Source organism: Ruegeria sp. CDSA089, assembly GCF_059612205.1.
In genome coordinates, this window is sequence record NZ_JBXWQD010000001.1 from 719,136 (window position 1) to 743,235 (window position 24,100).

Genomic DNA, 24,100 nt, shown 5'->3' on the forward strand with positions numbered 1-24,100 from the left:
GGTTGTTATAGCGATCTTCCGAGGGGATGGTCAACGACGACCTGGTGCTTGACCCCAGGATTAAACTTGTTCTACAGATAACCTTCGATTTGGCAGGAAAACCCTTTGACCATATACCTTGATCATCAAGCAAGCACTCCGATGCTGCCAACAGTTCGGGCCGCAATGCAGCCGTTTTGGACTGAGTTCCATGGCAACCCGCACTCCTCCGAACATTCAACAGGGTGGTCCGCGAATAAGGCTACCGAGACTTCGAGGGCCAAAGTGGCCAACCTCCTTGGAGTCGATGCGGATGAGATAATTTTTACGTCCGGCGCTACAGAGGCGAACAATCTTGCCATCAAGGGTCTGAGCACTCCGGAGCAACGGCAAAGTCAGCGCACGACAATCCTTGTTTCAGCGACGGAGCATAAGTGCATATTGGAAAGTGCCGCCTATGCAGCTCAGACAAAAGGATGTGCGGTTCGAGAGATTCCGGTCAACGGGAAAGGCCACATCGACCTCGACAAACTGCGAGACATGCTAAGTGAAGATGTTCTTTTGGTAAGCGTGGCATTGGTCAACAATGAGATCGGGACCATCCAAGATCTTGCTTCAATATCAGCACTTTGCCGTGATATGGGAGCAATCTTCCACTCCGACTTCGCGCAGGCACCAAGCGCAGTCAACCTCCAAGAATATGCAGATATGGCTGACATGGTTAGTCTGTCGGGGCATAAAATTGGTGGGCCAATGGGTGTTGGGGCGCTCTATGTGAGCCGAGAGCTGAAGGACCGGATTGAACCTCTGTTTCACGGCGGTGGGCAAGAGGGTGGGCTTCGGTCCGGCACACTGCCCCTTCCCTTGTGTGTTGGTCTTGGCTCAGCGGCGGAGTTCCATTCCTCTGAAGCCGGATCTGCTTTGAGAGCGCGGGTCGCAGGTCTACGAGATCTTTTCGTAGACAAACTGCAATCGAACCGCGACCATATTGGATTGAATGGAGATAAGCTCTGCTCCCGCCATCCTGGCAATGCGAATCTAAGGTTCGAAGGACGCGATGCGGGAGAAATGCTCCAACGATTACAACCGATCGTGTCAGCTTCTACAGGTTCGGCCTGCTCTTCGGGAATTTCGGAACCAAGCTACGTCCTCCGTGCAATCGGGCTTACATCGGATGAAGCGCAAGCCTCCATACGCTTTAGTTTTGGGCACACCAATACCTCGGATGAAGTTCTAGAAGCCGCAGAGGCCATCATAGCAGTACTCTAGATCGATCGCCCCTCGGTCAGGTAGGATGTTTCAAAAGAACCTTTAGAAAGATCCAACCCGAGGGGTGAAACTTGCAAAACAATAAATCTCTCAAAAATGCGGTTGGAAAAAAGGTAGGCCAGGCGATCTACGTGCACCGTAGCGCGGTCGATCACCTTCAGACGAGCGCAAAGGATAAGCTGAGCCTTGCACTGCAAAGGGTTCCGGAAGATTTCCAATGGTCAGTGTTGAAGATCTCGGGGCAAAACGACCAGACCTTCTCGTTTTTGGACTATCAAGACTTCAGCGCCGTGGCTTTTCCAGAGCTGCGGGCAAGCCTACTCGTCAACCTCTCGGAAGAAGGCGCAAAACTGAGAAAATATTCTGACGCAAACCCACCCATTCTCCACAGAAAGGAGCTACTCCTAGCCCCGGATCACCCGCTAAGAGATGACTTTGCAAAGTTGACGCAGTCCTTAGAGAGCAAGGGGCTCTTTAAGAACATGGCAAACAAGGGAACGCGTCGGATTTGGATGAAGACATTGGCTGAAGCCGGATTGACCGTCGAAGGTCCACACATCGTGCAGAGCGATTTGATCTCAGAAGAGTCCGCCAAGAAACCAGCCGATGACATGAATGGCCCAGAGAAAAACACTGTTGAGCGCCACAAAACGGCGATTACGCGAGCTGCGCTCTCAGCGCCAATGTACCTGCTGTTTACAAGTGGTCTGATCCGTCGCGATAGAACCGTTTTGGACTTTGGATGCGGTCAAGGTGATGACATACGAGCCCTACAGTCTGATGGCTATACCGTCGAAGGTTGGGATCCCCACTATCGACCAGATCCCAGTACTCTAAAAAAGAGCCAAATCACCAATCTTGGATTTGTCCTCAACGTAATCGAAGATCCTGAAGAGCGGGCAGAGGCACTTAGGCGCGCCTTCAGCCTAACGCAGCTCTGCTTGGCCGTATCCGTCATGTTGTACGGCAAGGCTGACCTGAGTGGCGTGCGGCCCTACCGCGACGGATACTTGACGTCCCGACAGACATTCCAAAAGTACTACACCCAATCAGAACTCAGAGACTTCATCGTGAGCATTTTGAATGTCGAACCCTTGGCCGTAGGCCAAGGTATATTTTTGGTCTTTCGGGACGAGTTGGAAGAGCAAAGATACCTACTAAGGCGTCAAATAGGCTTCAAAGGCCGTGAGTATCGCTCCGCTCCAAAACCAAGTGCATCGCAAAAAGGCACCCCAAAAAACCCTAACGACAAGCTCAACAAAACAACTATCCGAGACCTTGCTGCTGAGATCAGGGCCTTTGGCCGTCAGCCCGACATCTCAGAACTTCCCAAAAGCCTTGTGACAAAGCTTTCGCGATCAAAGCAAGGCCTTCAGTATGCGGCAAGTCAGGCAATTGCAGAAATAGGTCACGAGGAACTTGAAGGAATCGTCGCCACAAGAACTGAAGATCTAAGCCTTCACTTCGCAATGCATGCATTCTCACAAAGAAAATCGTATGGCTCATTTCCTCCTGAACTAAGGCGCGACATTCGTGCTTTCTTTGGCAGCCATAAAAGAGCGCAGGAATCTGGACAAGCGCTCCTCTATTCGATCGGCAACCTGGACCTTCTCCTAGAAGATGCTGAAACAGCAGCCGTTGCTGGAATCGGTCATTTAGAACAGGGCAGATTTCAATTTCCCACTGATAGGCTCCAAGAACTGTCCGTCAGGCTTCGAGGGTTCGTAGCTCTCGCTGAAAGGCTAGCGGGTGATCTGTCCGAAACAACTCTGCTGAGAATTCACATTCCCAGCCGTAAGCTGACTGCGCTAACCTATGCCGATTTTGAGACGTCCTTCTTGCCTCGCTTGATGACCCGGGTGAAAGTCGAGTTCGACACCTTCGACGTTTCCATCATCGACCATTCTGCAGACAATGACGTCCGACTTCTGTATCTAAAATCCCGATACATGAAAGAGACTGATCCTCGGCAAGCGGAGCAAAAAGCATTTGATCAGGAAGTCTTAGACTTGAATACTCTCAATTTCAGCAATGAGGGACCAAGTTTTCGGGAGTTTGCTCAGACCCTCCTCAAGGCTGGCGTGAGAATTCCCAGCTAGATTAAGCATCCTTAGGCTTCGTCGCTAAGGCCGGTAGGAATTGGACTTTGGCGGAATAAGGCAGGTAGTAGTCACGTATGTTTGCATTTTACGACCTTGAAACCACGGGGACATCACCCGCTTTCGACCAGCCCTTACAGTTTGCGGCGATCCTGACGGATGACGACTTCAACCAAGTTGAGCGCGTAGATATTCGCTGCAGGCTCGCGCCTCACATACTTCCAGCACCATGGGCGCTCGCTGTTACGGGGATCTCACAAGATCAGCTGATGGACCCTAGCCTGCCATCCTGGTTTGAGTTTTCACATCAGATAAGTGATCTAATCAAACGCTGGGCTCCAGCGACATGGGCCGGATACAACACACTTGCCTTTGATGAAGAGTTCCTCAGGCAGTCATTCTATCAAAATCTTCATCCCAACTTGTATCAAACCCAGTTTGACAACAATGACCGCCTGGATCTCATGAAGGTGGTCTACGCAGTCCGGAGTCGCCAGTCAGACGCCCTCGAATGGCCAATAGATGATCTTGGACGCGAAAGTTTCAAACTGGATCGTCTCGCTCCGGCAAACGGCTTTGCCAATCATGACGCCCACGATGCCCTCGGCGACGTAGAGGCAACGATCCATATCGCGTCACTCATTCGCAAGCGTGCCCCTGCCGTTTGGGATCAATGCTTGTTGAACCGCGACAAACACCACGTTGATCGGTTGCTGCAAAGCGGGCATCCCGTGTGCCTGATCGAACGATTTGGCGCGGCACCACCACGATCCTATTTCGGTGCTTACGCCGGCGCAAACCCGCAGAACAAGAACTCAATGGCGTTCCTCGACCTGGACCTCTGCGATGCGTCCATCATCGATGCCAATGATCAAGATCTTGCAAAAGCGGTCGCTGCATCACCCAAGCTGATACGGACGATTTCGATAAACAAAGTCCCGAACGTCTTTCCCGTGGCCAACCCGAGCGCTGCGCATAGTTCGCTTGCCCAGCTAGTTTCTGCGCACCCTGAATTTCAGAAACGAGTGGGGCTGGCTTTGGCAGATCGCTATGCGGATAAAGAGCCTTCCCAACACGTCGAACAGTTGATCTACGACGGCTTCTACAGCGCCGATGACAAGCGGGTCCTTGAGGATTTCGCTTCAGCCGACTGGCGTGACCGCTCTAGTCTTGTCGCCAACCTGAGCGACATCCGCCTGAAGCAACTGGGTATGCGGCTTATCTTCTCCAACGCCCCAGAGTTTGCGTCCATGAACTACCGATCAGCGGCAAGCGCTGCGATCCGAGATCGCTGGTTGACCAACGAGCCATCCACGCCATGGATGACCAAGGCAACGGTAGCGGAACAGCTCCAAGAGATCGTTAGTGGTCAGGTGCTCGACCAGGATCGGATTTGTGCACTTCAAGACTTCTATCACGCACGAATCTCAGAAATTGGCGCATAGGTTTGCGCCAACGAGCACGGCGCTTCGCCTCTACCACCCCCTAATCTATTGTCTGGGTCTTGGCTCACCAGAAGCACTGTTGTGAATTGGCCCCAAAAACGAAACCTGTAGAGCGCCTATTGCGATCGAGCCAAAGCCCGGCTGATAGATTCAGATCATAACACGCGCCTGGATTGGTGTAGATGTTTCCACACTCAATCGCCTTAGCTCTTTCCGTTATACATCGAAAATTTAAAGAGAAATCTGAAATGCAGCTGAGCGTTACCTCCCTTGCAGAAAGCCAGGGCGGAAAATCCGCCCTAGCGCTGAAGTCACTCGGTGACCGGGTCTTCATCGCGGCGCGGGAAGGCGACCATTTCGACGTCGGGGAACATGCTGTGTTTGACGTTGATCGACGTGATTTTGCCGCTGTCGTCGGTGTTGACGAAGAGCACGCCGCAGCGGTCCCAGAAGTTCTTGCCGTCTTTTTCGCCGGATTTGACGTTCAGTTTCAGAGTTTGAGTAGCCATTTTTGATCCTCACTTTGAGTGTTTCGATGAACATGACCAAAGCTGGCACCAAGGGACTGTCAGCAAGAAACTTGCCTCGCGAGGAATGCGCTGGCGCAGGGGAATTTTCTTGTTGAAGCGGGGCTTGCACCGCGCCCGGCACGGCTGCCCGCTTATGTTCAGCAATCAGAAACACGGCGTTGAGGATCTGAGTTCGGCACTCACAAACTGAACGGTGTCGTCATGCTGCGTCACATGAGTTGAGGACTTAGAAAACCGCTGGGGCTTAACGGCTGTCACTCCGTCACTGCGGGATTTCAGTCGAATATGTTGTCAAAATCAGATGCAGTGCCTTTGCTGCGTGTTCTGACCAATAGCTCTAGGTCGAGGGCTGCCAGCAGCGCCAGGATCGTGTCGAGCTTTGTGCCACCCCGCCCGGCCTCAACTTTCGATATCGTTTCCTGCCAAACACCGCTGCGCGTGGCGAGATCGGACTGCGTCCAGTTCTTCTCTCGACGAGCCTGACGGACCGCATGCCCAAGATCTCGGGGAATTCGAACGAAGTTCTGCAAGTCAGCCTCCAGCGCCGCCTATGATGCCTAGATCATAAATCCTCTGTATGATCTAGAGATCATAGACGAAGCAGTCTAGCCCACGACAACTTACGCCGCAGCGTAATTTTTCGAATTTTGCGCTGTAGCGTAAATTTCGCACCAGTTCTCCTCTTTGCCCTATGCCAGTTGCACCTACCGAGGGGTTGTTCCATGGCCCGTTGACTTTCAGAAAAACATACCATATTTTCTGACAAGGAGTTCGAACATGATTACATCAAACATCAAGCAACGCATCATCGGAAAAGGTCGCGGCGCAATCTTTGCGCCGACCGATTTTCTCGACATCGGATCCCGCGCAAGCGTAGATCAGGCCCTGTCACGCCTTGCTGATCAGGGGGTGATCCGGCGACTGACGCGGGGGCTGTATGACTACCCGAAGAAGAGCCCGCGCTTCGGGTTTCTGTCGCCTTCCGCCGATGACATCGCAAAGGCTGTTGCTCGAAAGGATGGGCAAATTTTGCAACCCTCTCCTTCGATGGCGGCCAATCAGTTGGGCCTTTCCACTCAGGTACCATCCAAGCCGACCTATATGACCGACGGCCCAACCCGCACTAAGAAAGTTGGACAGCAAGTCATCCAGTTCCGCAAAGCATCCCCCAAAACATTGGTCGGCGCAGGACATAAGACTGGGGTTGTCTTCCAGGCGTTGCGTTATGTCGGCAAGGACCGTGTGGACAGTCAAATCGTCGACCGCCTTGCACGCGCACTGGACGACAATGATCGGAAGCTCTTGGCAAAGCAAAGCAGGCACGTCCCTGCATGGATGCACCCCGTCGTGCAACAGATTGTTGCACACGCTTAAGCATGGAAAATTTCGCTAACGACGCGCCTGAACTCAGAGATGAAGCCTTTCAAGAAACTGCAGCGCAGCTTGGAATGTCGAAGGCAATCATCGAAAAAGACTTCTGGGTTTGCTGGTCCCTAAAGCAACTCTTTGCACTGCCATCTTTTGGCGAGCAAATGATCTTCAAGGGCGGAACTTCCCTGTCCAAAGCCTACGACGTGATCCACCGTTTCTCCGAGGATGTGGACCTCTCGCTAGACCGCGAACAACTCGGGTTTGTAGGCGACCGTGACCCAGAAGACCCGGACCTATCGGGCAAGAAGCAGAAAAAGTTGCTTCAGGAACTAGAGGAAGCGGCGAAAAAAGCCGTCGGAGGCCAACTTCTGGCCGAGATTCAAATAGCATTTGGCTCCAGTCTAGAACAAAGCTTCACGCTATCGGTCGACCCAAGTGATCCGCAAACCATTCTCTTTGCGTACCCTGCGATGGCAGAAAGCGATGCGGGCTATGTCAAACCGGTTGTACGCTTTGAATTCGGTGCCCGTGGCGTCCGGCTGCCTGCAGAGCAGATCGACATTGCGCCCTACCTGCATCAGGCTTTTCCCGATCTTCTGAAAGACGGTCTGGTCGGCGTGAAAGTGTTGGGGGTCGAGCGCACGTTCTGGGAAAAAGCCACCATTTTGCATATGCTCTTTCATCAAGATGCAACCAAACCCCTCGCAGATCGCATGTCCCGCCATTACTACGATATGGCGCAGCTGATTGGCCATGAAGCCAAAAAACGTGCCCTCGAAAAGCTTGATTTGCTGACCCAAGTCGCTCATCACAAATCGGTATTCTTCAAATCCGCCTGGGCAAACTACGACGAGGCCAAGCCCGGTTCTTTGCGCTTGACCCCAAACGCCGATCTCTCTGTCGCTCTTCGAAAAGACTATGCTGGGATGCGGGAAATGATCATCGGTGACGCACCAACCTTCGATGAAATCATCGCTACGATCGAGACCTTCGAGACCGAGATCAACAGCTGACCAGAGGACGCAAATTCTCAACGGCTTTGCCCTGAGTTCAAGCGCACGAAACGCACTGTTCACGCCGATCCTTTTCACGCCTGCAGCCCCGCAGCACGAACCTGCTCGGGCGTCACCAGCTTTGATGCAATCAAATCCTCGATCTGTCGGTTCGTGATGTGGCGGCACAGGGGATGGCACTCGTGGATCCACTCGGCGAGGCTCGCACGCCCTTTGGCTTCGGCCTCTCGCGCCTTCTCGCGGTCGGCCTGGACCTGGGCAAGCCCCTTCTCCCACCGGCGCATCTTGAACCAGTTGTCTGAGAAACAGACCTTGCTCCGCGTGTAGCCTTCGCTTTCCTTGGCATAGGCTTTGACCGCCTGCTTCAGGTCATCGGGCTTTACCCCGGCTTTCACGGCGGCTGCGATCAGGAGCAGACTGGATCGCCGGTCTCGGATCCTGTCTTCGGGAAAGGCCGCTAAGATCTTCTCAGCTTCAAGATCTTCAACCTCCTCCTCCGCCTCGCGCCTGCGCGTAGGTGGTTTATGGATGGTTTTAGGGTGGTTTGGGGTCCACCGTGAACCCCGTACCCCGTTCACCGTGGACCCCGTACCGGGTTCAGGCTGGACGGGGTTCACAGTGACCCCCGTGTCTATGTCGGGTTCAGCCGTCGGTTCGAGCGCGGCCACGCGCTCCAGAACGATACGGTAAATGACCGTGTAGCCGTTCTTGCAGTGCCGCCGCCCTGTCTCGATCAAAATGCCTTCGCGCAGGAAGTCGATGATGGTGCGCTTCACCGTGCTCTCGCTGAGCTCTGTGTGGCGCTGGATCGTCCCCTTGGAACACCAGATGCCCGAGCCGTCATCGCTCGCCTTATCAGCCAGGAACATGATGATCTGCTTGCGCGCGGCGCTCCCAAAGCGGCGCTCGGCGCATTCGTTTGCGATGCGCCAGCTCATTGGATCGCCTCACCGGTCAGAGACCACGAAAAAGCCGACTGAGCGTTTGCGGAGCGGTAGTGGCTCATGCTAACGTACTTCGAAAGCTGACAGGCTTTTTCTATTTGGCCCCGGTTCACAGTTGCCGCTGTGACGGGGCCTTTTTCGTTTTGAACCGGCGAAATTGGCGTTGAAACTTTCGCTTTTTGTTCACTTTTTGTCAGGGGGTGTTTTGCACCCTTAAGCCGTTGTTTTTGCTTGCGCTCTTTCTGGATTGCAAATCCGTGTACACCGGTTCGATTCCGGTACTCGCCTCCATTTAAAAACAATCACTTAGCCGAATTCTTGTAGCTATACGTGAATTTCAAACACGGATATTTGAAATTATAGCGCCGAGCCGCCCCTGCCGCTCTAACTCGCAACGAAAGCGCATGTGTGAAAAATCGAGGCTATTGCCTTCTCTTGACGGGCAAACAAAGGACCAACACACAGACTTCTTAAGCAATATCTCAGCATCCCTGCCGTTGATCGAGAAACAAACGAATGTCCGGTGCAGGACAAACCTGCCATCAGGGAAGCTCCATTGGCCCGACATTTGATTCAAAGCAACGCACGGCGCTGCCTGTCGTGATAGAGTTGTAAGCTCCACAACGTTATCCCTTTCTTTTTTGGGATTTTTCGAAGGACGCCAAAATGCATATCGAAGTCAGTACAGATAACAGCATCAAGGGGAGTGAAGCCATCACGGCCCAAATTACGGGATTGGTACAGAACGACCTGGCCTACCTTGCAGAACATATAACCAGAATCGAGGTCCATCTCAGTGATGCCAACGCCGACAAGTCCGGCCCAGATGATATAAAATGTGTTCTGGAAGCACGGCTCAAAGGCCAGCAGCCTATGGCCGTCACGGATTCGGCCTCGAGTTTAGAACAGGCAACGAGGGGCGCAGCCGGCAAGATGAAAAGCGCACTAGAAAGCACTCTCGGGAAACTAACGGACCGTCGCTAACATATTCGGCATCAATCTTTCATTTCACCGATCGATCTACACCCTCGGGCAATAAGGCATCTGACAATGATGGAGTTAGATTATGACAGACGAAGACAAGCTTTGGGCACTTGAAGAGCGGTTTTGGACGGAAGGCGCTGACAATGCGCGGAAGATGACGACAAAGGGCGCCGTATTTGTTCTCCCTTATCCGCCGGGAATACTTCAAGGCGACACTGTGTGGCGCGAGAGCTTAGTCGCGCAGAGGTGGCGGTCCGTCGTATTTTCGGAGCGCTACTATAAACAAGAAAAGAATGTTACCGTTTTGGCCTACCGTGTCTCAGCAGAACGCGGGGACACACCGATCTACGAAGCCCTTTGCACTTCCACCTACCTGCGGGATGAAGGCAAATGGCTTCGAGTTTTGCACCAACAAAGCCCCATAGCATAACTGTTCCACGGCCGCTGTACAGGCTTGCTGTGCGACTGCGACGTTCCGAACGGTCAACGTCCGATTAGGGCACAGGACGAAGACTTGCTGCCGGTTGAGTACTTCCACGTGGTCTTCACTCTCCCATAGCCGACGTCCCTGTCGGTCGTGGAGGCATGCCCTCGTTTTCAGCAGCATGGATTGACGCCATGTCACGTGCACCTAGACGCGCCGGGTTCCGGTCCAGGACATCCCTGTCAGACTGGGGCGTCCGGCGCCCCGAATAGAGATGTCGCATATGTGCTGCAGAGACCCCGTCGGCCTCCATCACGAGGCGCACCATCGGATCAGCCAGCATTTCCTCAAGGAAGAAGTCGGACAACGCTCTGCCCGTCAGCTTGTCCCTGGCGCGGGCATGGTCCAGGTCGGCAAGGGAAACGGTCAGAGTTCGCGCAAGCCCCGGATGCGATATCCGGGGATGAAGTTTCACCATGACGGAGGCTTTCCAGGCTGCGGGATCTCGTTGATCCGGAGGTGAAACCAATTCCGTTTCGATCTCGTACTCTCCCGCCGGGAGCGTCTCGTCAAAGCCTGGAACCCTGAACGGCCGGGAAAAAACCGCAACGGTCTTGCTCGTCAATTCTTCCATTAGTATGGTCCTTTGCCTTGTTACTGCGAGTGGTCCGCGCGCCCGTTAAGAATGGGGCGCGTGGCCGGTGCAAATCTCAAGACGTCTTGGATTTCGCTGGTGCTTCCGTGCCGAGGGCCTTGGACTCGTTCTTTTTGGCAGGGGTCTTCGCAGGCTTCGGCTTCATTGCGGCCGCAGCCCTGGCAGTCAGGTCCTTGAAGGACATGTCATCGATCCTTTGATTGGCCGACGCCAACTCCCCGTCCATGACGGACCAGGATACCTGGCGCCAGCACTACCTATATGGGGATTGGCGACCCCATTTACGATGGCGCATCAAAAAGGAAGCCAAGGTCAGTCAGGCCAATTCATCCGTCCAGACCTTGAATTCCGTCAAAGTTTTCTGACCAAATGTCTGGGTCAGAGGGACGTCAGCGGCATCGCGGCCCCGCGCGATCAGAATTCTCGCAAACTTAGGCTTGTTGTTCCGCGGGTCGAACATGTGCCATTCACCAGCGAGAAAGACCTCCATCCACGCCGCAAAGTCCCCGGGCGGATGAGGCAGAGATTCACCGATGTCGCTCAGATATCCGGTGCAGTAGCGTGCCGGAATATTCATGCAGCGGCACAAGGCGATGGCGAGGTGAGCAAAATCACGGCAGACGCCCTGTCGCTCGGCCATTGACTGCGATGCGGTGCGCGTCGCTTTCGCCTGCATGTAGTCGAAGCGGACATGCCCATGCACGAAATCGCAGATCGCCTGAACGCGTGACCATCCCGGGTCCGTGGTCTCGAAAAGGCACCACGCCTCCTCCGACAGAAGGTCGGTATCGCAATACCGGCTGCCCTGCAGAAACACGAGCGTCTCGAAAGGCAGATCCTGAACCGCGTGCTGCTGCGCGTCGGGAATGGAGGGATCAGGCTGGCCCGAGTCGCGGAAGATGCCATCCGTCGACAGGCAGAAGTCGCCCGCCGGAGCCAGGACGCGTGTACACCAGTTGCCGAAGCCATCCCGGTAGCTTTCGAGCGGCACGCTTGGCGACGTCACGAGGTAATCGGCACGCTCCAGATCGCCAAAGCGCGAGTAGTGGACGTTCAGCATCGCAATCAGTGGCGTCGGCTGCGGGAAGCTGTAGCGCAGACGGCACCCGATGCTGACCCGCATGCCTGACAAACGGCCGCGCCTGGTCATGTCATGATCATCTTGCAAGGATAAGCGTCCGAGGCATTGGGTCGGTGCCAGCCTGCGCAAGGACGGGGAAGGCCAGAGACGCTATCACTCCAGCCACGATGGCCAGCCTCGAGATCAACCGTGCCAGCGGGTGTCTCATCGCCGCTTGCTCCTTGGCGGACCGGAGTCCGCCGGTTGCCGCGCGAGTCTTCGATAGCCCAAGCGTGAGCGTTCCAGTCAGCCGTCGCGTGGGCGCGGGCGGCGGTGGGGAGCCCCTCGAATTCGATCGCGATGGCATTCCTTTGTTCTCGGCCACCTGGATCGCGAATTCTTCCGGGAGTGTCGGGTGGGTGCAAACGGTCATCGGGGCGACAATTTGTGCAGGGCCGCAGCGGCAAGAGCATGTTCCTTCTGGTGGTAGTCGCCGCGGAACTTGCCATCGACCCGCACCTCCCAGATGCCGTTTCTTTCGCGTACCTGAACTCCACCGCGCTGTGCTGGCCGGTCCATGAAAGCCCCCTTTTCTCCTCTGCTTTTCGGTTGCTCGGGTTGCTTGTCGTTCATCTCCGGCTCCTTCGCGTTGGGCGCGCGCTCCTCTCCGAGAAGCATCACGGCGCGAACGAATTCTTCCGCATAATCATCGGTTTCGCGATAATCGTGTTCGTGCGGCGCCATGCGCATCGGTTCCACGAACCGTTCTCGCAGATGGTCGACGAAACGCGGCTCGGTACGGGCCATGAAGGCGATCAGGGTCTGCAGGATCCGTTCATGGGCCAGCACGCGCCGTTCAAGATCGGTCGTCTCTGCGGCCGCCCTGGTAAGATGTTTCACTGATGTCATAGCGTATTGTCCTCCTCGCTGCGCGGTTCGACGCTGGATGTCGTGTGTTCGAGCGAGGCAGGCAGTCCTTCGCCTCGTCGCGATCCAACTCTTGCCATACACCTACCAGCCAAGCGCAAATCGTGTGCTGACGCAGATTAGGGGCACGGAAATTAAGTGGGTGTGTCTCGCTTGGAAGCGGAAAAAAGCCTGGGCAATCCACGTGCCATGACCAAGAAACTATTGCCCCAGCTCGACATCTGTGCGTGTCACGATTGGCGTCGAGGGGTCTTGCGCTGGTCGGGCCCTGCCGGTTGATGCCACGCCACCGTCGTCCGGGACGCTGCCCGGATCGCGGATTGGGTCTGCCTCGCCCTGCATGCCGCGCAGGAACTGGAACAGATCGCTGTCCGTCGTCAGGACAAGCGTCGTGTCGTCGGAGATCATGTCGCCGTAGGCCTGCATGGTTCGGGTGAAATCGTAGAATTCGACCGAAACGGCATCGACATTGTAGGCGCCCGCATAGATTGCTGCTGCTGCGGCATCGGCGGCACCGCGGATTTCCTCGACGGCGCGATAGGCTTCGGACTGGATCTTGTACAGATCCCGCACCCTGTTGCCTTGAATACGGGCCGCTTCACCGTTGCCTTCGGACAGGAATCTTTCGGCGATCTGCCGGCGCTCCGAGATCATGCGGTCATAGATCTTGGGTCGCACGCTCTCATTGTAGTTTATGCGCTTGAAACGAATGTCGAGAAGCTCAATCCCGAAGACGCGCACCTTCTCCGCCGCCGCCTCGAAGATCTGCTGCTCGACCAGCGCCCGCCCCTTCGTGATGGGAACCAGTGCGCCAATGTCCTGCGCAAGCTCCTGATCAGTCAGAAGCGTGTCCCGAAGCGGCGTCCGGCCCCTGGTCGTGCGCACAATCTCGATGAGTTCGTGCTTGGCGACGGCGTTTCGGGTCTCGCTGCCGAGGATATCGTCGAGGCGCGATTGGGCGCTGCGCTCGTCGCGCAGGCGCAGGAAGTATTGCAACGGATCGGTGATCTTCCAGCGCGCGAAGAGATCGACCGAGATATAGAGCTTGTCTTTGGTGGGCATGTCCGATGGCGAGCCGTCCCACTCCAGAACCCGGCTGTCGATCCGGTTAACCTCCTGAACGAAGGGGAGTTTTATCTTAAGACCGGCCTCGGTGATCGGCGCGCCGACCGGTTTGCCGAACTGGGTGATGATGGCTTGCTCCACCTCCCCGACCGTGTAGATCGCGGATGATGCAGCGGCGAGACCGGCGACGGCGATCCCGGCGGTAATGGTCGAAATGGTCTTCATGGTTGCTCTCCTGTCTGTCGATCCAGGTTCAAAAGCGGCAGGATGCTTGCCGTGGACCCGTCGACAATGATCTTGGAGCCAATTCCCGGCAGAACATCCTGCAGGGTTTCGATGTAGATCCGGCGCCGGGTAACTTCGGGCGCCAGACGGTATTCCGTCAGGAGCGCCGTGAAGCGTGCCGCATCGCCCTCGGCTTCATTGATCCTCCTCAAGCGATAGCCATCGGCTTCGCGGATGCGCTGGTCCTTTTCGCCTTCGGCTAGAGGTATGACGCGGTTGTATTCGCGGCGGGCCTCGTTGATGATCCGCTCCTTCTCTTGTTGTGCCTGGTTGACCTCGTTGAACGAGGCTTGAACCGGCTGGGGCGGATTGATGTTCTTCAGCTGTACCTGATCGATGCTGATGCCCATCGCGTATTTGGTCGCGAGCGCCTGCATCTTCATCAGGGCTTCGCTTTCGATTTCCTGGCGCCCGACGGTGATCACCTCGTCGACTGTGCGGTCTCCCACAACTTCGCGCATGACGGACTCCGAGACGTAACGCAGGGTCGCGCTCGGCTCACGCACCTCGAACAGAAATTTCCGAGGTTCGGAAATCCGGTACTGCACCACCCACTCCACGAGCGCGGCGTTGAGATCGCCAGTCACCATCTCGGTCTCGCGGCGACCGTCCGTCGGGCTCTGATAGGGATCGGAGGTACCCGGAGTCGTGAACCCGAACTCTTGTTTCAGCTGGCGCTTGACCGGGACCAACGTGGTCACGTCGATCCCGAACGGGATCTTGAAGTGCAGCCCCGGAGGGACCTCGGCCGAGTACTTCCCGAACCGTTGGACAATCGCGACGGAGTCGCTCGGCACGGTGTAATATGAGGACCACGCCCCAAACGCCGCAAGCGCAATGGCGGCCCCGATTGCAAGACGCTTCACCGGTGGCAGACCGTCCGGAAGGATGCCGTGCAGCCGATCCCGACCCCGCCTGAGAATTGCGTCAACCTCAGGGGGAACGCGGGTCTGCTTGTTTTTCCAAGGTCCGCGATCTTCCGGTCCATTGTTATCAGAAGGCATCGCAAGCTCCTATTTCGGTTTTGGCACTCGGTGCGATGCCTGGCTCGCGCGTTTGACGGTGCGAACCGTTTTGCGCCATCACATCGTCGGCTCTGAACAGCATGACCTCAGAGTTCCAGTTCCTTCAGGCAGGCTTGCGCAATGTCTCGGTCTGGGGCATCGGTTCCTGGCATCGTCGCCCAGCCGGCTGTCATGAGAGCGTCGCGCCTCTGGTAGGTTGAGGCTGCCCGGATCGTTGCAAGCTTGTCCACCCGAGCCGGGTCTGACCGCGCCATGTCGAGGCAGACCGGTACCATTGAGGCGACGACATCATTACGGGACATCGCCACCGCCCGGTCATTCGAAGTGCCGCCGGTCACCCAGCCACCCCATGTAAATCCGACGACGCCGACAAAGACAGCACCGATCACGGCACCATAGATGCCGGGTTTGAGCCATTCGGGAGTATTCATTTCAAGTCCTCCTGCGGAGAAGGCGCCGCCTCGCCGTGATTGTTCTTCTCAGTCGCGGCCCGATCCCGGCTCAGCGCCTCTTTCACGTCGCTGTCGGAAATCGCCCGTAACTCGGTACGTCCCGCATGACCGCCCCTTCCGCGCACCGTCAGGTAGGTCGCCGTCCGCCTATAGGCCTCGAAGCTCAGCCCCTGGAGAAGCTCCTCTTCGACGAGAACCTCATAGTCGCCCGCGGGCAAATCGCCCGGGTATCCCGGCAAGGTGAACGGGTTTGAAAACGTCACCGTCGATCTGGTCGACCGCATGTTCATCTCTGGTCTCCGCGATGTTGGCAGATCCGTCGCTCACCACTGTTGACGGCCCCTTGGAGTCCGGGACGGACCAGTCGAACGATTTAGTGTCTTGTACCTCGGGATCGTCCGACTGGTGCTGACGCATGTTAGTCCCGGGCACCGAACCGGCTGCGACCCCGTCCTTTGGGCAGTCGCCCGCACTGACCTGTGTAAGGGCGGCGAGACCGACCTGCGCGTATCCTTTGGGAAACAGGGGCGATCTGCGTTCCTGCAACCCTTGAAAGGATTGGCGATGGCCGACCTCAATGTTCTCAACCCGCACCCGCCCGAGTTTGATCGGTTTCTCCATGCTACCGTCGGCGAGGACCGGAACGGCTATGCCGTGACTGTGCTCTCCACGCTCGCGCGGCTCGGTCTCGATCCATGGAACGAAACCGCTGAACTGGTCACGCTAGGACACGACGGCGCGCGCGCGCGGTTGGGAACGCTGCTTGCCCGGTTTCAGGATGTTCCCACCCTCGCGAGCGATCATGGCAGGGTCGCACGAGACTTGAGCCAGCTGCTTCCTGAAGGCCGGACGTCAGGTGCCCTGCAGCGCACTGCGTCGACGGTGGCCGATGGCCGCCCGGGAACAAGCGGAGCGATCTGGGCGGTGCTCGCGATCATCTTTGTGCTGTTTCAGATGTTCATGGTTGGCGGGTCGGGGTCAGGCGAATGACCGTTTCAACCGCGACCGCGAGGAGACCGGACCATGCAGCGCACAAGTCCGGTACGCTTTCTCCACACGAACAGGGCAAACTCTGGGACATGGAGGAACAGTTCTGGACCAGCGGCGCCGACAGTGCGCAGGCGACCACAGCAACCAACGCCGTTATGGTCTTCCCCTATCCGCCCGGCATCCTCCAGGGTGACCAGATCTGGCCCCATCTTCGCGAAAGGACCGGCTGGCGTTCCGTCGTCATGGCCGAACGGCGCGTGACGCGATGCGGTGACATCGCGATCCTCACTTACCGGGTCTCGGCTGAAAAAACCGACGTGCCGATCTACAAAGCGCTTTGCGCCTCAACGTACCTCAATGATGAGGACACCTGGCTGAGGATTTCCCACCAGCAAACTGTGGTGATTTAAGAACCGCAGAGGCAATCGACCTGCCGCGGGCGCCGGGACTAACCTGCGTCAGTGCGGCGAGGCTCTGGCACGGTTAGATGAGACGTGCCCGCCGAATATTTGGTGGTGCATTTTTCCGAGTACCCGAGAAGCGTGTGGGCGTGTCGATGCCCTAAAGTGTCGGCATGTCGGCACGCTTCTTATTCTCGGAACGTCCAGGAAAGGAAAATTCCAATGACTTCCGAACAGAACAAGACTGCCGAGAAGATGACCTCCGTGAAGGCCGCGTGTGACCAGGCGCCCGCCGGCCCGAAGAAGGATGCGGCGCTCAGGCACTACGAGGCAGCCGAGAAGGCGAACACGGCGAAGAACGACGCCGAGGCCAACAAGGAACTTGATGCGGCGAGCGAGAAGCTCTCATGACATCCGACACCTGATGCAAACCTTGGCCGCCCCTCGCTTTGCGGAGGGCGACCCTCTCATTTCAGGAGCGGGCCGCTCTGATCCAGATACGCCGGATCGAACTCGGCAAGTGCCACCAGCCCCTCATAGTCGTGAAACGTCACGCGGCCGTCCCGAAAGGTCACCAGTCCGTTCTCGCGAAGCTGCCGCAGGACGCGGTTCACGTGAATCGCACTAAGCCCCAAGGCATCTGCCAGGTGATACTGGGTCAGCGGGCAATCATACCCATCCTCAGTCCCCATGCCCACCAGCGCAAGCCGCGATCCCAACTCCAGCAGAAAATGCGCCATGCGGGCGTCAGCATCACGTCTGCCGATCCCGACGAGATGTTCCACCACCATCGCCTCATCCCTTGACGCCGCCCAGAGTATGGCGGTCGCCAAGCGAGGGGTCTGCGCGAACGCACTAAGAAGGTCACTCTTCAATACTTCAACGGCCTCAATTTCCACGATAGGTTCGAAACTGTGATCCGAGGTGCGCAACAGCAAGCTGCGCAAGCCGAGGAAATCTCCGGGCACCTGAAAATCGACAATCTGGCGTGTCCCGTCAGGCTGGAGCTTGTAGGAACAGACCCAACCTGCGGATAGAATATAGGCGGCCTGAGTCGACTGGCCCTGATGCACCATATCACGCCCCGCAACGAAGGAGCGGCGACGCTGGTGCAGGCGCTCGAGCACATCCAACTCCGCCTTTGACAAAGCGACAAAGGCCGAAAGTTTGCGGGTCAGGGGGCTGTGTTCAACTGATGTCATGTGGCCTTCCGGCGTGTCGTGACCCAAGAGCAGAAATCGGCTCGGGCACTGCTCTGGATCAGTCCAGCATAGAGCAATTCCTGTGAGATGTACGGATGTATTTGAACCTCACATTCCCGAGGGTTCACGATATCAAGGAAGGAAAGCCGGATGTCCACCGCGAGCGAACATGCAGGTCGGGCCGCCCTGTCAATCTGCGAAACGCTCCTGCTTGCCATGAACGATCTCGGATTGCTGCCGGAGCACGAGATTGTGGGGGTTCTTCGCGACGCCGCGGCGACCCATGAGAATGCCGTTGGCACCGAACTCGAAATAGAAAGCCACCGGGCCGTCGCCGAATTGATCAACGCGATCATCGCTGGCGGAAACTCGGTTCGACGCTCGTGATGCAATACCGCGGCGGTCTTGATCCGCAATCTCGAAGAATAGCCCCACCAGGTTGTCTCCGCCTTGCGCGCATCCAAGCCGGGCATTCGAACAAGGTACTTACGCCCGACAATCCTCGACAAGGAGCACGTCGATGTCATTCACTCCCCTCCACGACCGGGTGCTCGTTCGCAGCATTGAAGGCGACGAGACGACCAAGGGCGGCCTCATCATTCCAGATACCGCCAAGGAGAAGCCTCAAGAAGGCGAAGTTGTCTCCGTTGGTGCGGGGGGAAGGCGCGAGGACGGCGAGCGTATCCCGATGGACGTCAAAGCCGGCGACCGGATCCTGTTCGGAAAATGGTCCGGCTCCGAGATCAAACTCGATGGCGAAGACCTTCTGATCATGAAGGAGAGCGACATTCTCGGCGTGATCGCCTGAGTCCGAAACCTTCCACGTCAACCCCAGTCTCAGGAACTCACACCATGTCCGCCAAGGAAGTTCGATTCAGTACCGACGCCCGCGACCGAATGCTGAAAGGCATCAACACGCTGGCAAATGCCGTCAAGATCACCCTCGGCCCCAAGGGCCGAAACTTCATTCTCGATAAATCCTGGGGTGCGCCGCGCATCACCAAGGACGGTGTGACCGTCGCCAAGGAGATCGAGCTTTCGGATCATTTCGAGAATATGGGCGCCCAGATGGTCAAGGAGGTCGCGCAGCGCACGAACGACGAGGCTGGCGACGGAACCACCACGGCAACCTTACTCGCCCATGCGATTGTCCGGGAGGGCATGAAGTCGGTCGCGGCCGGCATGAACCCGATGGATCTCAAGCGCGGGATCGACAAGGCCGTTGCCGCGGTTGTTGCCGAGATCAAGACAATGTCCCGACCGGTCGGCGACAGCGACGAGATCGCGAAGGTCGGCTCCATTTCGGCAAACGGAGAGGTCGCGATCGGCCGCCAGATCGCCGATGCGATGGCCAAGGTCGAAAATGAAGGCGTGATCACCGTCGAGGAGAACACGGGGCTGGAGACCGAGACTCAAGTGGTCGAGGGCATGCAGTTCGACCGCGGCTATCTGAGCCCCTATTTCATCACGAACGCGCAGAAGATGGTCGTCGATCTGGATGACTGCGTCATCCTGCTTCACGAAAAGAAACTGACCACCCTCGCATCCATGGTGCCTCTGCTCGAGGCGGTGATGGAGGCCGAAAAGCAACTTCTGATCGTGGCCGAGGATATCGAGGGCGAGGCGCTGGCGACGCTGGTCGTCAACAAGCTGCGCGGCGGATTGAAGGTGGCGGCCGTCAAGGCACCCGGCTTCGGAGACCGCCGCAAAGCGATGATGGAAGACCTCGCCGTGCTGACGGGCGGTCAGGTGATTTCCGTGGAAATGGGCACCAAGCTGGAGAATGTCACCATGGACATGCTCGGCACGGCGAAGAAGGTCGCAATCACCAAGGATCACACGACGATCATCGACGGTGCCGGCGACAAGGACGCGATCGCGGCGCGCGTCACCCAGATACAGGCGAAGATCGAGGACACCACCTCGGACTACGACAAGGAGAAACTGCAGGAAAGTCTGGCCAAGCTTGCCGGCGGCATTGCCGTGATCCGGGTCGGAGGGGCAACCGAGATCGAGGTGAAGGAGCGCAAAGACCGCGTCGACGATGCGCTCAATGCCACCCGCGCCGCGGTACAGGAAGGCGTCGTGCCCGGTGGCGGCGTGGCCCTCGTTCATGCCAGCAAGGTGCTGGCTGCGCTGAAGGGTGAGAACAGCGATCAGGATGCCAGCATCAAGATCGTCCGGCGCGCAATCCAGGCACCGCTGCGCCAGATTGCCGGAAATGCGGGGGTCGACGGATCGGTTGTCGTTGGCAAGGTCATCGAGAATGACAGCCGGAGCTTCGGTTTCGACGCGCAAGCCGAAGAATACGGCGACATGCTGAAGGCCGGCGTCATCGATCCGACGAAAGTCGTTCGGATCGCCCTGGAAAACGCCGCGTCCATTGCCGGGCTATTGATCACGACCGAGGCGATGGTCGCGCAAAAGCCCAAGGAGGGCGGCGCCGGTAACGAAATGGCCGATATGGGTGGAATGGGCGGAATGATGTGAATGGGCGGGGCCTGTGCGCAGGAGCCTCGGGACGAGAAATCACATTCCCGATGGACATGAACGCCGATCAAGTCAGCACAATAATTCACAATAGGAGAAACGGAAATGACCAAAGGCAACAAGCAACGCGGCAACCGCGAAGCGAAAAAGCCTAAGAAGGTGAAGGAAAAGGTCGTTGCAACAGCCGACTTCATGAAGGGCAAAACCTTGACCAATCTAGGCGAGCACAAGAAGAAATAGGTAGAGGGCCAAGTGATTGGCTATCAGTGAATATTGGCTATCACTGAATACGGAGCCTGATGGCGGCGGGAGACGACGCGCATAACACTTTGGCGGAGCTTCCGCTGCGCAAGGCTGCACCTATGAGACGAGAAGCACCGGAGATTTCTTTTATTCGCGGAGGCCCGGACGCTTGCCGCCTGAGCCGTCCGGTACGCGGCTGAGACGCCGGCAACTGCTTCTCGTGGTCAACGCATCCGCGTTGCGATGACAAAGACTCTGTCGACCCGAAAAGGTATGCTTCTCCCGTGATAGATACTCATCAAGGCCTGCCCCACGAGGCCGCAGACAGCATAACGAAACCCTTCGCACGCTTCCTGAAGATCGAAGCGGCAGCTGGTGGACTCCTGCTCCTGGCTGTACTGCTGGCTTTGGGGCTGGCCAACTCACCGTGGCAAGAAGGCTTTCTGAGCTTCTGGGAGACACCCATCGGCCTCACATTCGGCTCGCTGGATTTCACCCGCTCTCTGCGGCACTGGATCAACGACGGTCTGATGACCCTTTTCTTCTTCGTGCTTTCTCTGGAACTCAAGCGCGAGTTGGTTCTGGGCGAATTGCGAAACCCTCGACAGGCCGCCCTTCCGTTCGCAGGCGCCTTGGGTGGCATGGTCGTGCCAGCCTCTCTGTATCTTGTGTTGATGTCCGGGCAACCCGGCATGCACGGCTGGGGAACCGTGATGGCGACCGATACGGCCTTCGTGATCGGGTGCCTCGCGCTCTTCGGGAGCCGGATCCCGCCCACCTTGCGATTGTTCCTGCTGTCTTTGGCCATCTTTGACGACGTCGGTGCAATCCTTGTAGTCGCCTTCGGTTACGGTGAGGCGTTGAACTGGTCGGCTCTCGGATTGGGCTTTCTGGGGATTTGTATCGTCGCAGGCGTATCGCGCTTCGGGATCAGAAGCGTACCGGTCTATTTCCTTCTGGGAGCGGCAGTCTGGTTATGCTTCGACGCTTCCGGCGTCCACGCGACTATTGCAGGTGTCATTCTGGGCCTGATGACGCCAACGCGCATATGGGTGAGCGATGCCCGCCTGCGTGAGATCCTTGGGCGAGTACTCGCCGTTCCGACCGGCGAACGTCGACAAGGAGATGCCGCAAGCCACCACGACCTGCGTCAAGCCGGCAGAGCGGTCACTGAGTCGCTCTCCCCAGTCGAACGGCTCGAGGTGATGCTGCACCCCTGGGTCGGCTTTGCAATCATGCCGATCTTCGCACTGGCAAATGCCGGCATCACGATTCAGGGTGTCGACTTCGTACAACAGGTCTCGCTGGCGATCATTGTCGGCCTCGTGTTGGGAAAACCGATCGGCGTCCTCGGGTTCAGCTGGTTTGCCGTACGATCCGGCCTGGCGCTACTCGCGCCGGGCTTGTCGTGGCCCTTCATTCTGGCCGGCTCTTTTCTGACGGGGATCGGTTTCACGATGTCGTTGTTCATCGCAGGCCTCGCATTCGACAGTTCCGTCCTGAATGCGGCAAAGCTGGGTATTCTCGGCGGATCGGCACTCTCGGCGATACTCGGCATCTCGCTTCTGATTTGGCTCACATTGCGAATGAGGTGACGAAAATACACAGCCGATGCGCTGCGCGACCTCGTTCATGTACCCTTACTGTCCATCGTCGATGTAGACGCCGATCGGTTATGAGATGCTTTGCTGCCCATTGTTGCTGCAACAGCCGACGACGCAGCGCAACGTGCAGCAACTGCCCCTAAGGAAGGGAACACGAATTGGAACGACACGGGAACCGGTATGGGCCTTGGCTGGATTTGCGCCCTGCTGATCCTCGTACTGGTGGTCTTGGCCATAGAGGCCCCGATCAAATTTCTTCGACAATAGGCGCAAGCCGGACAGGGCGCCCCGCAGTCCAGACAACGATCCTATGCTATACTGCGTATGCAGTAGTGAGGCCGGTTTATTAGGCGCCCCTTAGGGGTGCAACCTAGGAGGACGAGAAGATGAATTGGAACGACATGGGCTTCGGAATGGGTTTCGGGATGGGGTTTGGCTGGCTGTTCGGCCTGTTGATCCTTGTGCTGGTGGTTTTGGCGATAGCGGCGCTGATCAAATATCTTCGGAAATAGGAAAAAGGACTTCGCAATGACCTACACGATCAATCGCGTGATCTCGGGCGCAGGTATCGACGACATTGACTCTCGTGCGCGCAAGGCGCTGGCGGATCAGGGTTTCGGCGTTCTGACCGAAATCGACGTCAAGGCGACGATGAAGAAGAAGCTGGATGTCGAGATGCCTGCCCATCGCATCCTCGGCGCCTGCAATTCGAAGATGGCGCATCACGCCATCGGGATCGAGCCGCGTGTGGGTGCGATGCTGCCGTGCAACGTCATCCTGCGCGAGGTCGAGGATGGCGTCGAGGTCAGCGCCATCGACGCGGTTGCGTCGATGCAGGCGATCGAGAACAGCGAACTTACGGCTGTTGCGGGCCAGGTCCGCGACCTTCTCGCAAAGGCCGTTGCCTCGATCTGAGGTGGGGTTGCGCGCAATCATCCTCGTGGTGATGGCGATCCTCGGGATCGCCGTGCTCGGTGCCTGGCTGTTCGCGCCTTCTGCCTTTGACCAGGTAGGCGGCCTGATGGGCGGCGAGCGTCTGGAAATGCTGGTGGCGCGCGCCGGAATCTGGGGGCCGGTCCTGATCGTCACGCTCATGACACTCGCAGTCGTGGCCAGCCCTGTCCCGAGTGCGCCCATCGCGCTGGCCGCCGGTGCGGCCTACGGGCATGTCTGGGGAACTGTGCAGGTCGTAGTCGGCGCGGAACTCGGGGCACTGATCGCGTTCGGCCTCGCGAGAGTTTTGGGGCATGATGTCCTGCGACGGGTCTTTGGTGACCGCGTCGATGCCGGGCTGCTCGGCTCGCAGACCGCGTTGACCGCGACGGTCTTCACCAGCCGCCTGATGCCGTTCGTGTCTTTCGATATGATCAGCTACGCTGCGGGGCTCAGTCGCCTGCACGCCTGGCGGTTCGCCCTCGCAACGCTGGCCGGCATCATTCCGGCAAGCTTCCTGCTCGCCCATTTCGGGGGTGAGGCGGTCAGCGGAGACTTTGGGCGCGCGACTTGGGCAGTGCTCGGTCTCGGCCTCGTGACGGGCTTACCGCTGCTCTGGGTGGCGATGCGGAGAAAGCCTGAGGAGAGCGTTCCCGACCAAGATTGAAAAGGGCTTGACCTTCCAACCGCTGGAGGTCGCAAGTTGAAAT

At 57.4% G+C, this 24,100-nt stretch carries 30 protein-coding genes; 18 read left to right on the top strand and 12 right to left on the bottom strand.

Translation table 11 applies throughout. The features are described 5' to 3' along the window. Positions 1-105 precede the first annotated feature (105 nt). From AC2FJ6_RS03670 to AC2FJ6_RS03680, 3 genes are all read left to right on the top strand, one after another. Positions 106-1,248: a cysteine desulfurase family protein gene (locus AC2FJ6_RS03670; RefSeq protein WP_496668410.1), complete on the top strand. Its 1,143-nt coding sequence runs from the start codon at positions 106-108 to the stop codon at positions 1,246-1,248. 71 nt (positions 1,249-1,319) lie between these two features. Then, positions 1,320-3,347, top strand: coding sequence for a DNA phosphorothioation-associated putative methyltransferase (locus tag AC2FJ6_RS03675; RefSeq protein WP_496668412.1), 2,028 nt, complete (start codon positions 1,320-1,322; stop codon positions 3,345-3,347). 77 nt (positions 3,348-3,424) lie between these two features. Next, the gene (locus AC2FJ6_RS03680) at positions 3,425-4,792 is read left to right on the top strand and encodes an exonuclease domain-containing protein (RefSeq protein ID WP_496668414.1); all 1,368 of its coding nucleotides are present in this window, start codon (positions 3,425-3,427) and stop codon (positions 4,790-4,792) included. 311 nt (positions 4,793-5,103) lie between these two features. Here the strand turns inward: AC2FJ6_RS03680 and AC2FJ6_RS03685 are convergent, their stop codons facing one another. Together AC2FJ6_RS03685 and AC2FJ6_RS03690 are read right to left on the bottom strand one after the other, a co-directional pair. Then, the gene (locus AC2FJ6_RS03685; protein ID WP_480457998.1) at positions 5,104-5,301 is read right to left on the bottom strand and encodes a hypothetical protein; all 198 of its coding nucleotides are present in this window, start codon (positions 5,299-5,301) and stop codon (positions 5,104-5,106) included. A gap of 296 nt (positions 5,302-5,597) precedes the next feature. Continuing rightward, complete coding sequence (locus AC2FJ6_RS03690) at positions 5,598-5,852, bottom strand: helix-turn-helix domain-containing protein (protein WP_496668416.1); 255 nt, start codon at positions 5,850-5,852, stop codon at positions 5,598-5,600. Positions 5,853-6,099: 247 nt separating this feature from the next. Between AC2FJ6_RS03690 and AC2FJ6_RS03695 the strand changes: the two genes are divergently transcribed. Together AC2FJ6_RS03695 and AC2FJ6_RS03700 are read left to right on the top strand one after the other, a co-directional pair. After that, on the top strand, positions 6,100-6,696 hold the full coding sequence (locus AC2FJ6_RS03695) for a DUF6088 family protein (RefSeq protein ID WP_058243034.1): 597 nt from the start codon (positions 6,100-6,102) through the stop codon (positions 6,694-6,696). 2 nt (positions 6,697-6,698) lie between these two features. Then, complete coding sequence (locus AC2FJ6_RS03700; protein WP_496668418.1) at positions 6,699-7,706, top strand: nucleotidyl transferase AbiEii/AbiGii toxin family protein; 1,008 nt, start codon at positions 6,699-6,701, stop codon at positions 7,704-7,706. Positions 7,707-7,780: 74 nt separating this feature from the next. Here AC2FJ6_RS03700 and AC2FJ6_RS03705 read toward each other — a convergent pair whose 3' ends face one another. After that, positions 7,781-8,644, bottom strand: coding sequence for a hypothetical protein (locus AC2FJ6_RS03705; RefSeq protein ID WP_496668420.1), 864 nt, complete (start codon positions 8,642-8,644; stop codon positions 7,781-7,783). Between the two features lie 672 nt (positions 8,645-9,316). Here AC2FJ6_RS03705 and AC2FJ6_RS03710 point away from each other — a divergent pair. Beyond that, entirely contained in the window at positions 9,317-9,634 is a 318-nt protein-coding gene (locus AC2FJ6_RS03710) for an HPF/RaiA family ribosome-associated protein (RefSeq protein ID WP_157707881.1), read from the top strand. A gap of 82 nt (positions 9,635-9,716) precedes the next feature. After that, positions 9,717-10,064, top strand: coding sequence for a hypothetical protein (locus AC2FJ6_RS03715; RefSeq protein ID WP_157707882.1), 348 nt, complete (start codon positions 9,717-9,719; stop codon positions 10,062-10,064). 115 nt (positions 10,065-10,179) lie between these two features. Here AC2FJ6_RS03715 and AC2FJ6_RS03720 read toward each other — a convergent pair whose 3' ends face one another. The 8 genes from AC2FJ6_RS03720 to AC2FJ6_RS03755 all read right to left on the bottom strand — a co-directional run bounded on the left by AC2FJ6_RS03720 (position 10,180) and on the right by AC2FJ6_RS03755 (position 15,811). Beyond that, entirely contained in the window at positions 10,180-10,692 is a 513-nt protein-coding gene (locus AC2FJ6_RS03720; protein WP_496668422.1) for a hypothetical protein, read from the bottom strand. Positions 10,693-11,029: 337 nt separating this feature from the next. Further along, positions 11,030-11,836, bottom strand: a complete 807-nt coding sequence (locus AC2FJ6_RS03725) for a transglutaminase-like domain-containing protein (protein WP_496668595.1) — start codon at positions 11,834-11,836, stop codon at positions 11,030-11,032. A 34-nt stretch (positions 11,837-11,870) separates the two neighbouring features. Continuing rightward, positions 11,871-12,002, bottom strand: coding sequence for a hypothetical protein (locus tag AC2FJ6_RS03730; protein WP_496668424.1), 132 nt, complete (start codon positions 12,000-12,002; stop codon positions 11,871-11,873). 200 nt (positions 12,003-12,202) lie between these two features. Beyond that, positions 12,203-12,682: a hypothetical protein gene (locus tag AC2FJ6_RS03735; protein ID WP_496668427.1), complete on the bottom strand. Its 480-nt coding sequence runs from the start codon at positions 12,680-12,682 to the stop codon at positions 12,203-12,205. A gap of 219 nt (positions 12,683-12,901) precedes the next feature. Further along, positions 12,902-13,990, bottom strand: coding sequence for a protease modulator HflC (gene hflC / locus AC2FJ6_RS03740; RefSeq protein ID WP_303428321.1), 1,089 nt, complete (start codon positions 13,988-13,990; stop codon positions 12,902-12,904). Continuing rightward, complete coding sequence (gene hflK, locus AC2FJ6_RS03745; RefSeq protein ID WP_496668429.1) at positions 13,987-15,054, bottom strand: FtsH protease activity modulator HflK; 1,068 nt, start codon at positions 15,052-15,054, stop codon at positions 13,987-13,989. The genes hflC and hflK overlap by 4 nt, the downstream gene beginning before the upstream one ends. Before the next feature lie 107 nt (positions 15,055-15,161). Then, the gene (locus AC2FJ6_RS03750; RefSeq protein ID WP_073038017.1) at positions 15,162-15,506 is read right to left on the bottom strand and encodes a hypothetical protein; all 345 of its coding nucleotides are present in this window, start codon (positions 15,504-15,506) and stop codon (positions 15,162-15,164) included. Further along, entirely contained in the window at positions 15,503-15,811 is a 309-nt protein-coding gene (locus AC2FJ6_RS03755) for a hypothetical protein (RefSeq protein ID WP_157707887.1), read from the bottom strand. The genes AC2FJ6_RS03750 and AC2FJ6_RS03755 overlap by 4 nt, the downstream gene beginning before the upstream one ends. Positions 15,812-16,091: 280 nt before the next feature. On the opposite strand from AC2FJ6_RS03755, the gene AC2FJ6_RS03760 reads away from it, so the two are divergent. From AC2FJ6_RS03760 to AC2FJ6_RS03770, 3 genes are all read left to right on the top strand, one after another. Then, positions 16,092-16,517 carry a hypothetical protein gene (locus AC2FJ6_RS03760; protein ID WP_496668431.1) on the top strand — a complete coding sequence of 142 codons (426 nt, stop codon included), beginning with the start codon at positions 16,092-16,094 and terminating at the stop codon, positions 16,515-16,517. Beyond that, positions 16,514-16,927, top strand: coding sequence for a hypothetical protein (locus AC2FJ6_RS03765; protein WP_496668433.1), 414 nt, complete (start codon positions 16,514-16,516; stop codon positions 16,925-16,927). The genes AC2FJ6_RS03760 and AC2FJ6_RS03765 overlap by 4 nt, the downstream gene beginning before the upstream one ends. A gap of 213 nt (positions 16,928-17,140) precedes the next feature. Next, complete coding sequence (locus tag AC2FJ6_RS03770; RefSeq protein ID WP_496668435.1) at positions 17,141-17,329, top strand: hypothetical protein; 189 nt, start codon at positions 17,141-17,143, stop codon at positions 17,327-17,329. Between the two features lie 56 nt (positions 17,330-17,385). On the opposite strand, the gene AC2FJ6_RS03775 is transcribed toward AC2FJ6_RS03770, so the two are convergent. Next, positions 17,386-18,120: a Crp/Fnr family transcriptional regulator gene (locus AC2FJ6_RS03775; protein ID WP_496668437.1), complete on the bottom strand. Its 735-nt coding sequence runs from the start codon at positions 18,118-18,120 to the stop codon at positions 17,386-17,388. Positions 18,121-18,270: 150 nt separating this feature from the next. Between AC2FJ6_RS03775 and AC2FJ6_RS03780 the strand changes: the two genes are divergently transcribed. From AC2FJ6_RS03780 to AC2FJ6_RS03815, 8 genes are all read left to right on the top strand, one after another. Beyond that, positions 18,271-18,507, top strand: coding sequence for a hypothetical protein (locus tag AC2FJ6_RS03780; protein ID WP_496668439.1), 237 nt, complete (start codon positions 18,271-18,273; stop codon positions 18,505-18,507). Between the two features lie 133 nt (positions 18,508-18,640). Continuing rightward, positions 18,641-18,928 carry a co-chaperone GroES gene (locus tag AC2FJ6_RS03785; RefSeq protein ID WP_496668441.1) on the top strand — a complete coding sequence of 96 codons (288 nt, stop codon included), beginning with the start codon at positions 18,641-18,643 and terminating at the stop codon, positions 18,926-18,928. 44 nt (positions 18,929-18,972) lie between these two features. Continuing rightward, a complete protein-coding gene (gene groL / locus AC2FJ6_RS03790) occupies positions 18,973-20,610 on the top strand; it encodes a chaperonin GroEL (protein WP_496668443.1) in 1,638 nt (545 codons plus the stop codon). A gap of 105 nt (positions 20,611-20,715) precedes the next feature. Beyond that, a complete protein-coding gene (locus AC2FJ6_RS03795) occupies positions 20,716-20,850 on the top strand; it encodes a hypothetical protein (RefSeq protein WP_268888900.1) in 135 nt (44 codons plus the stop codon). A gap of 287 nt (positions 20,851-21,137) precedes the next feature. After that, complete coding sequence (nhaA, locus tag AC2FJ6_RS03800) at positions 21,138-22,448, top strand: Na+/H+ antiporter NhaA (protein ID WP_496668445.1); 1,311 nt, start codon at positions 21,138-21,140, stop codon at positions 22,446-22,448. A gap of 395 nt (positions 22,449-22,843) precedes the next feature. After that, a complete protein-coding gene (locus tag AC2FJ6_RS03805; protein WP_268888901.1) occupies positions 22,844-22,969 on the top strand; it encodes a hypothetical protein in 126 nt (41 codons plus the stop codon). 16 nt (positions 22,970-22,985) lie between these two features. Beyond that, positions 22,986-23,372, top strand: coding sequence for a DUF302 domain-containing protein (locus AC2FJ6_RS03810; RefSeq protein WP_496668447.1), 387 nt, complete (start codon positions 22,986-22,988; stop codon positions 23,370-23,372). A gap of 1 nt (position 23,373) precedes the next feature. Further along, complete coding sequence (locus AC2FJ6_RS03815; RefSeq protein ID WP_496668449.1) at positions 23,374-24,057, top strand: TVP38/TMEM64 family protein; 684 nt, start codon at positions 23,374-23,376, stop codon at positions 24,055-24,057. The last annotated feature ends 43 nt before the right edge of the window (positions 24,058-24,100 follow it).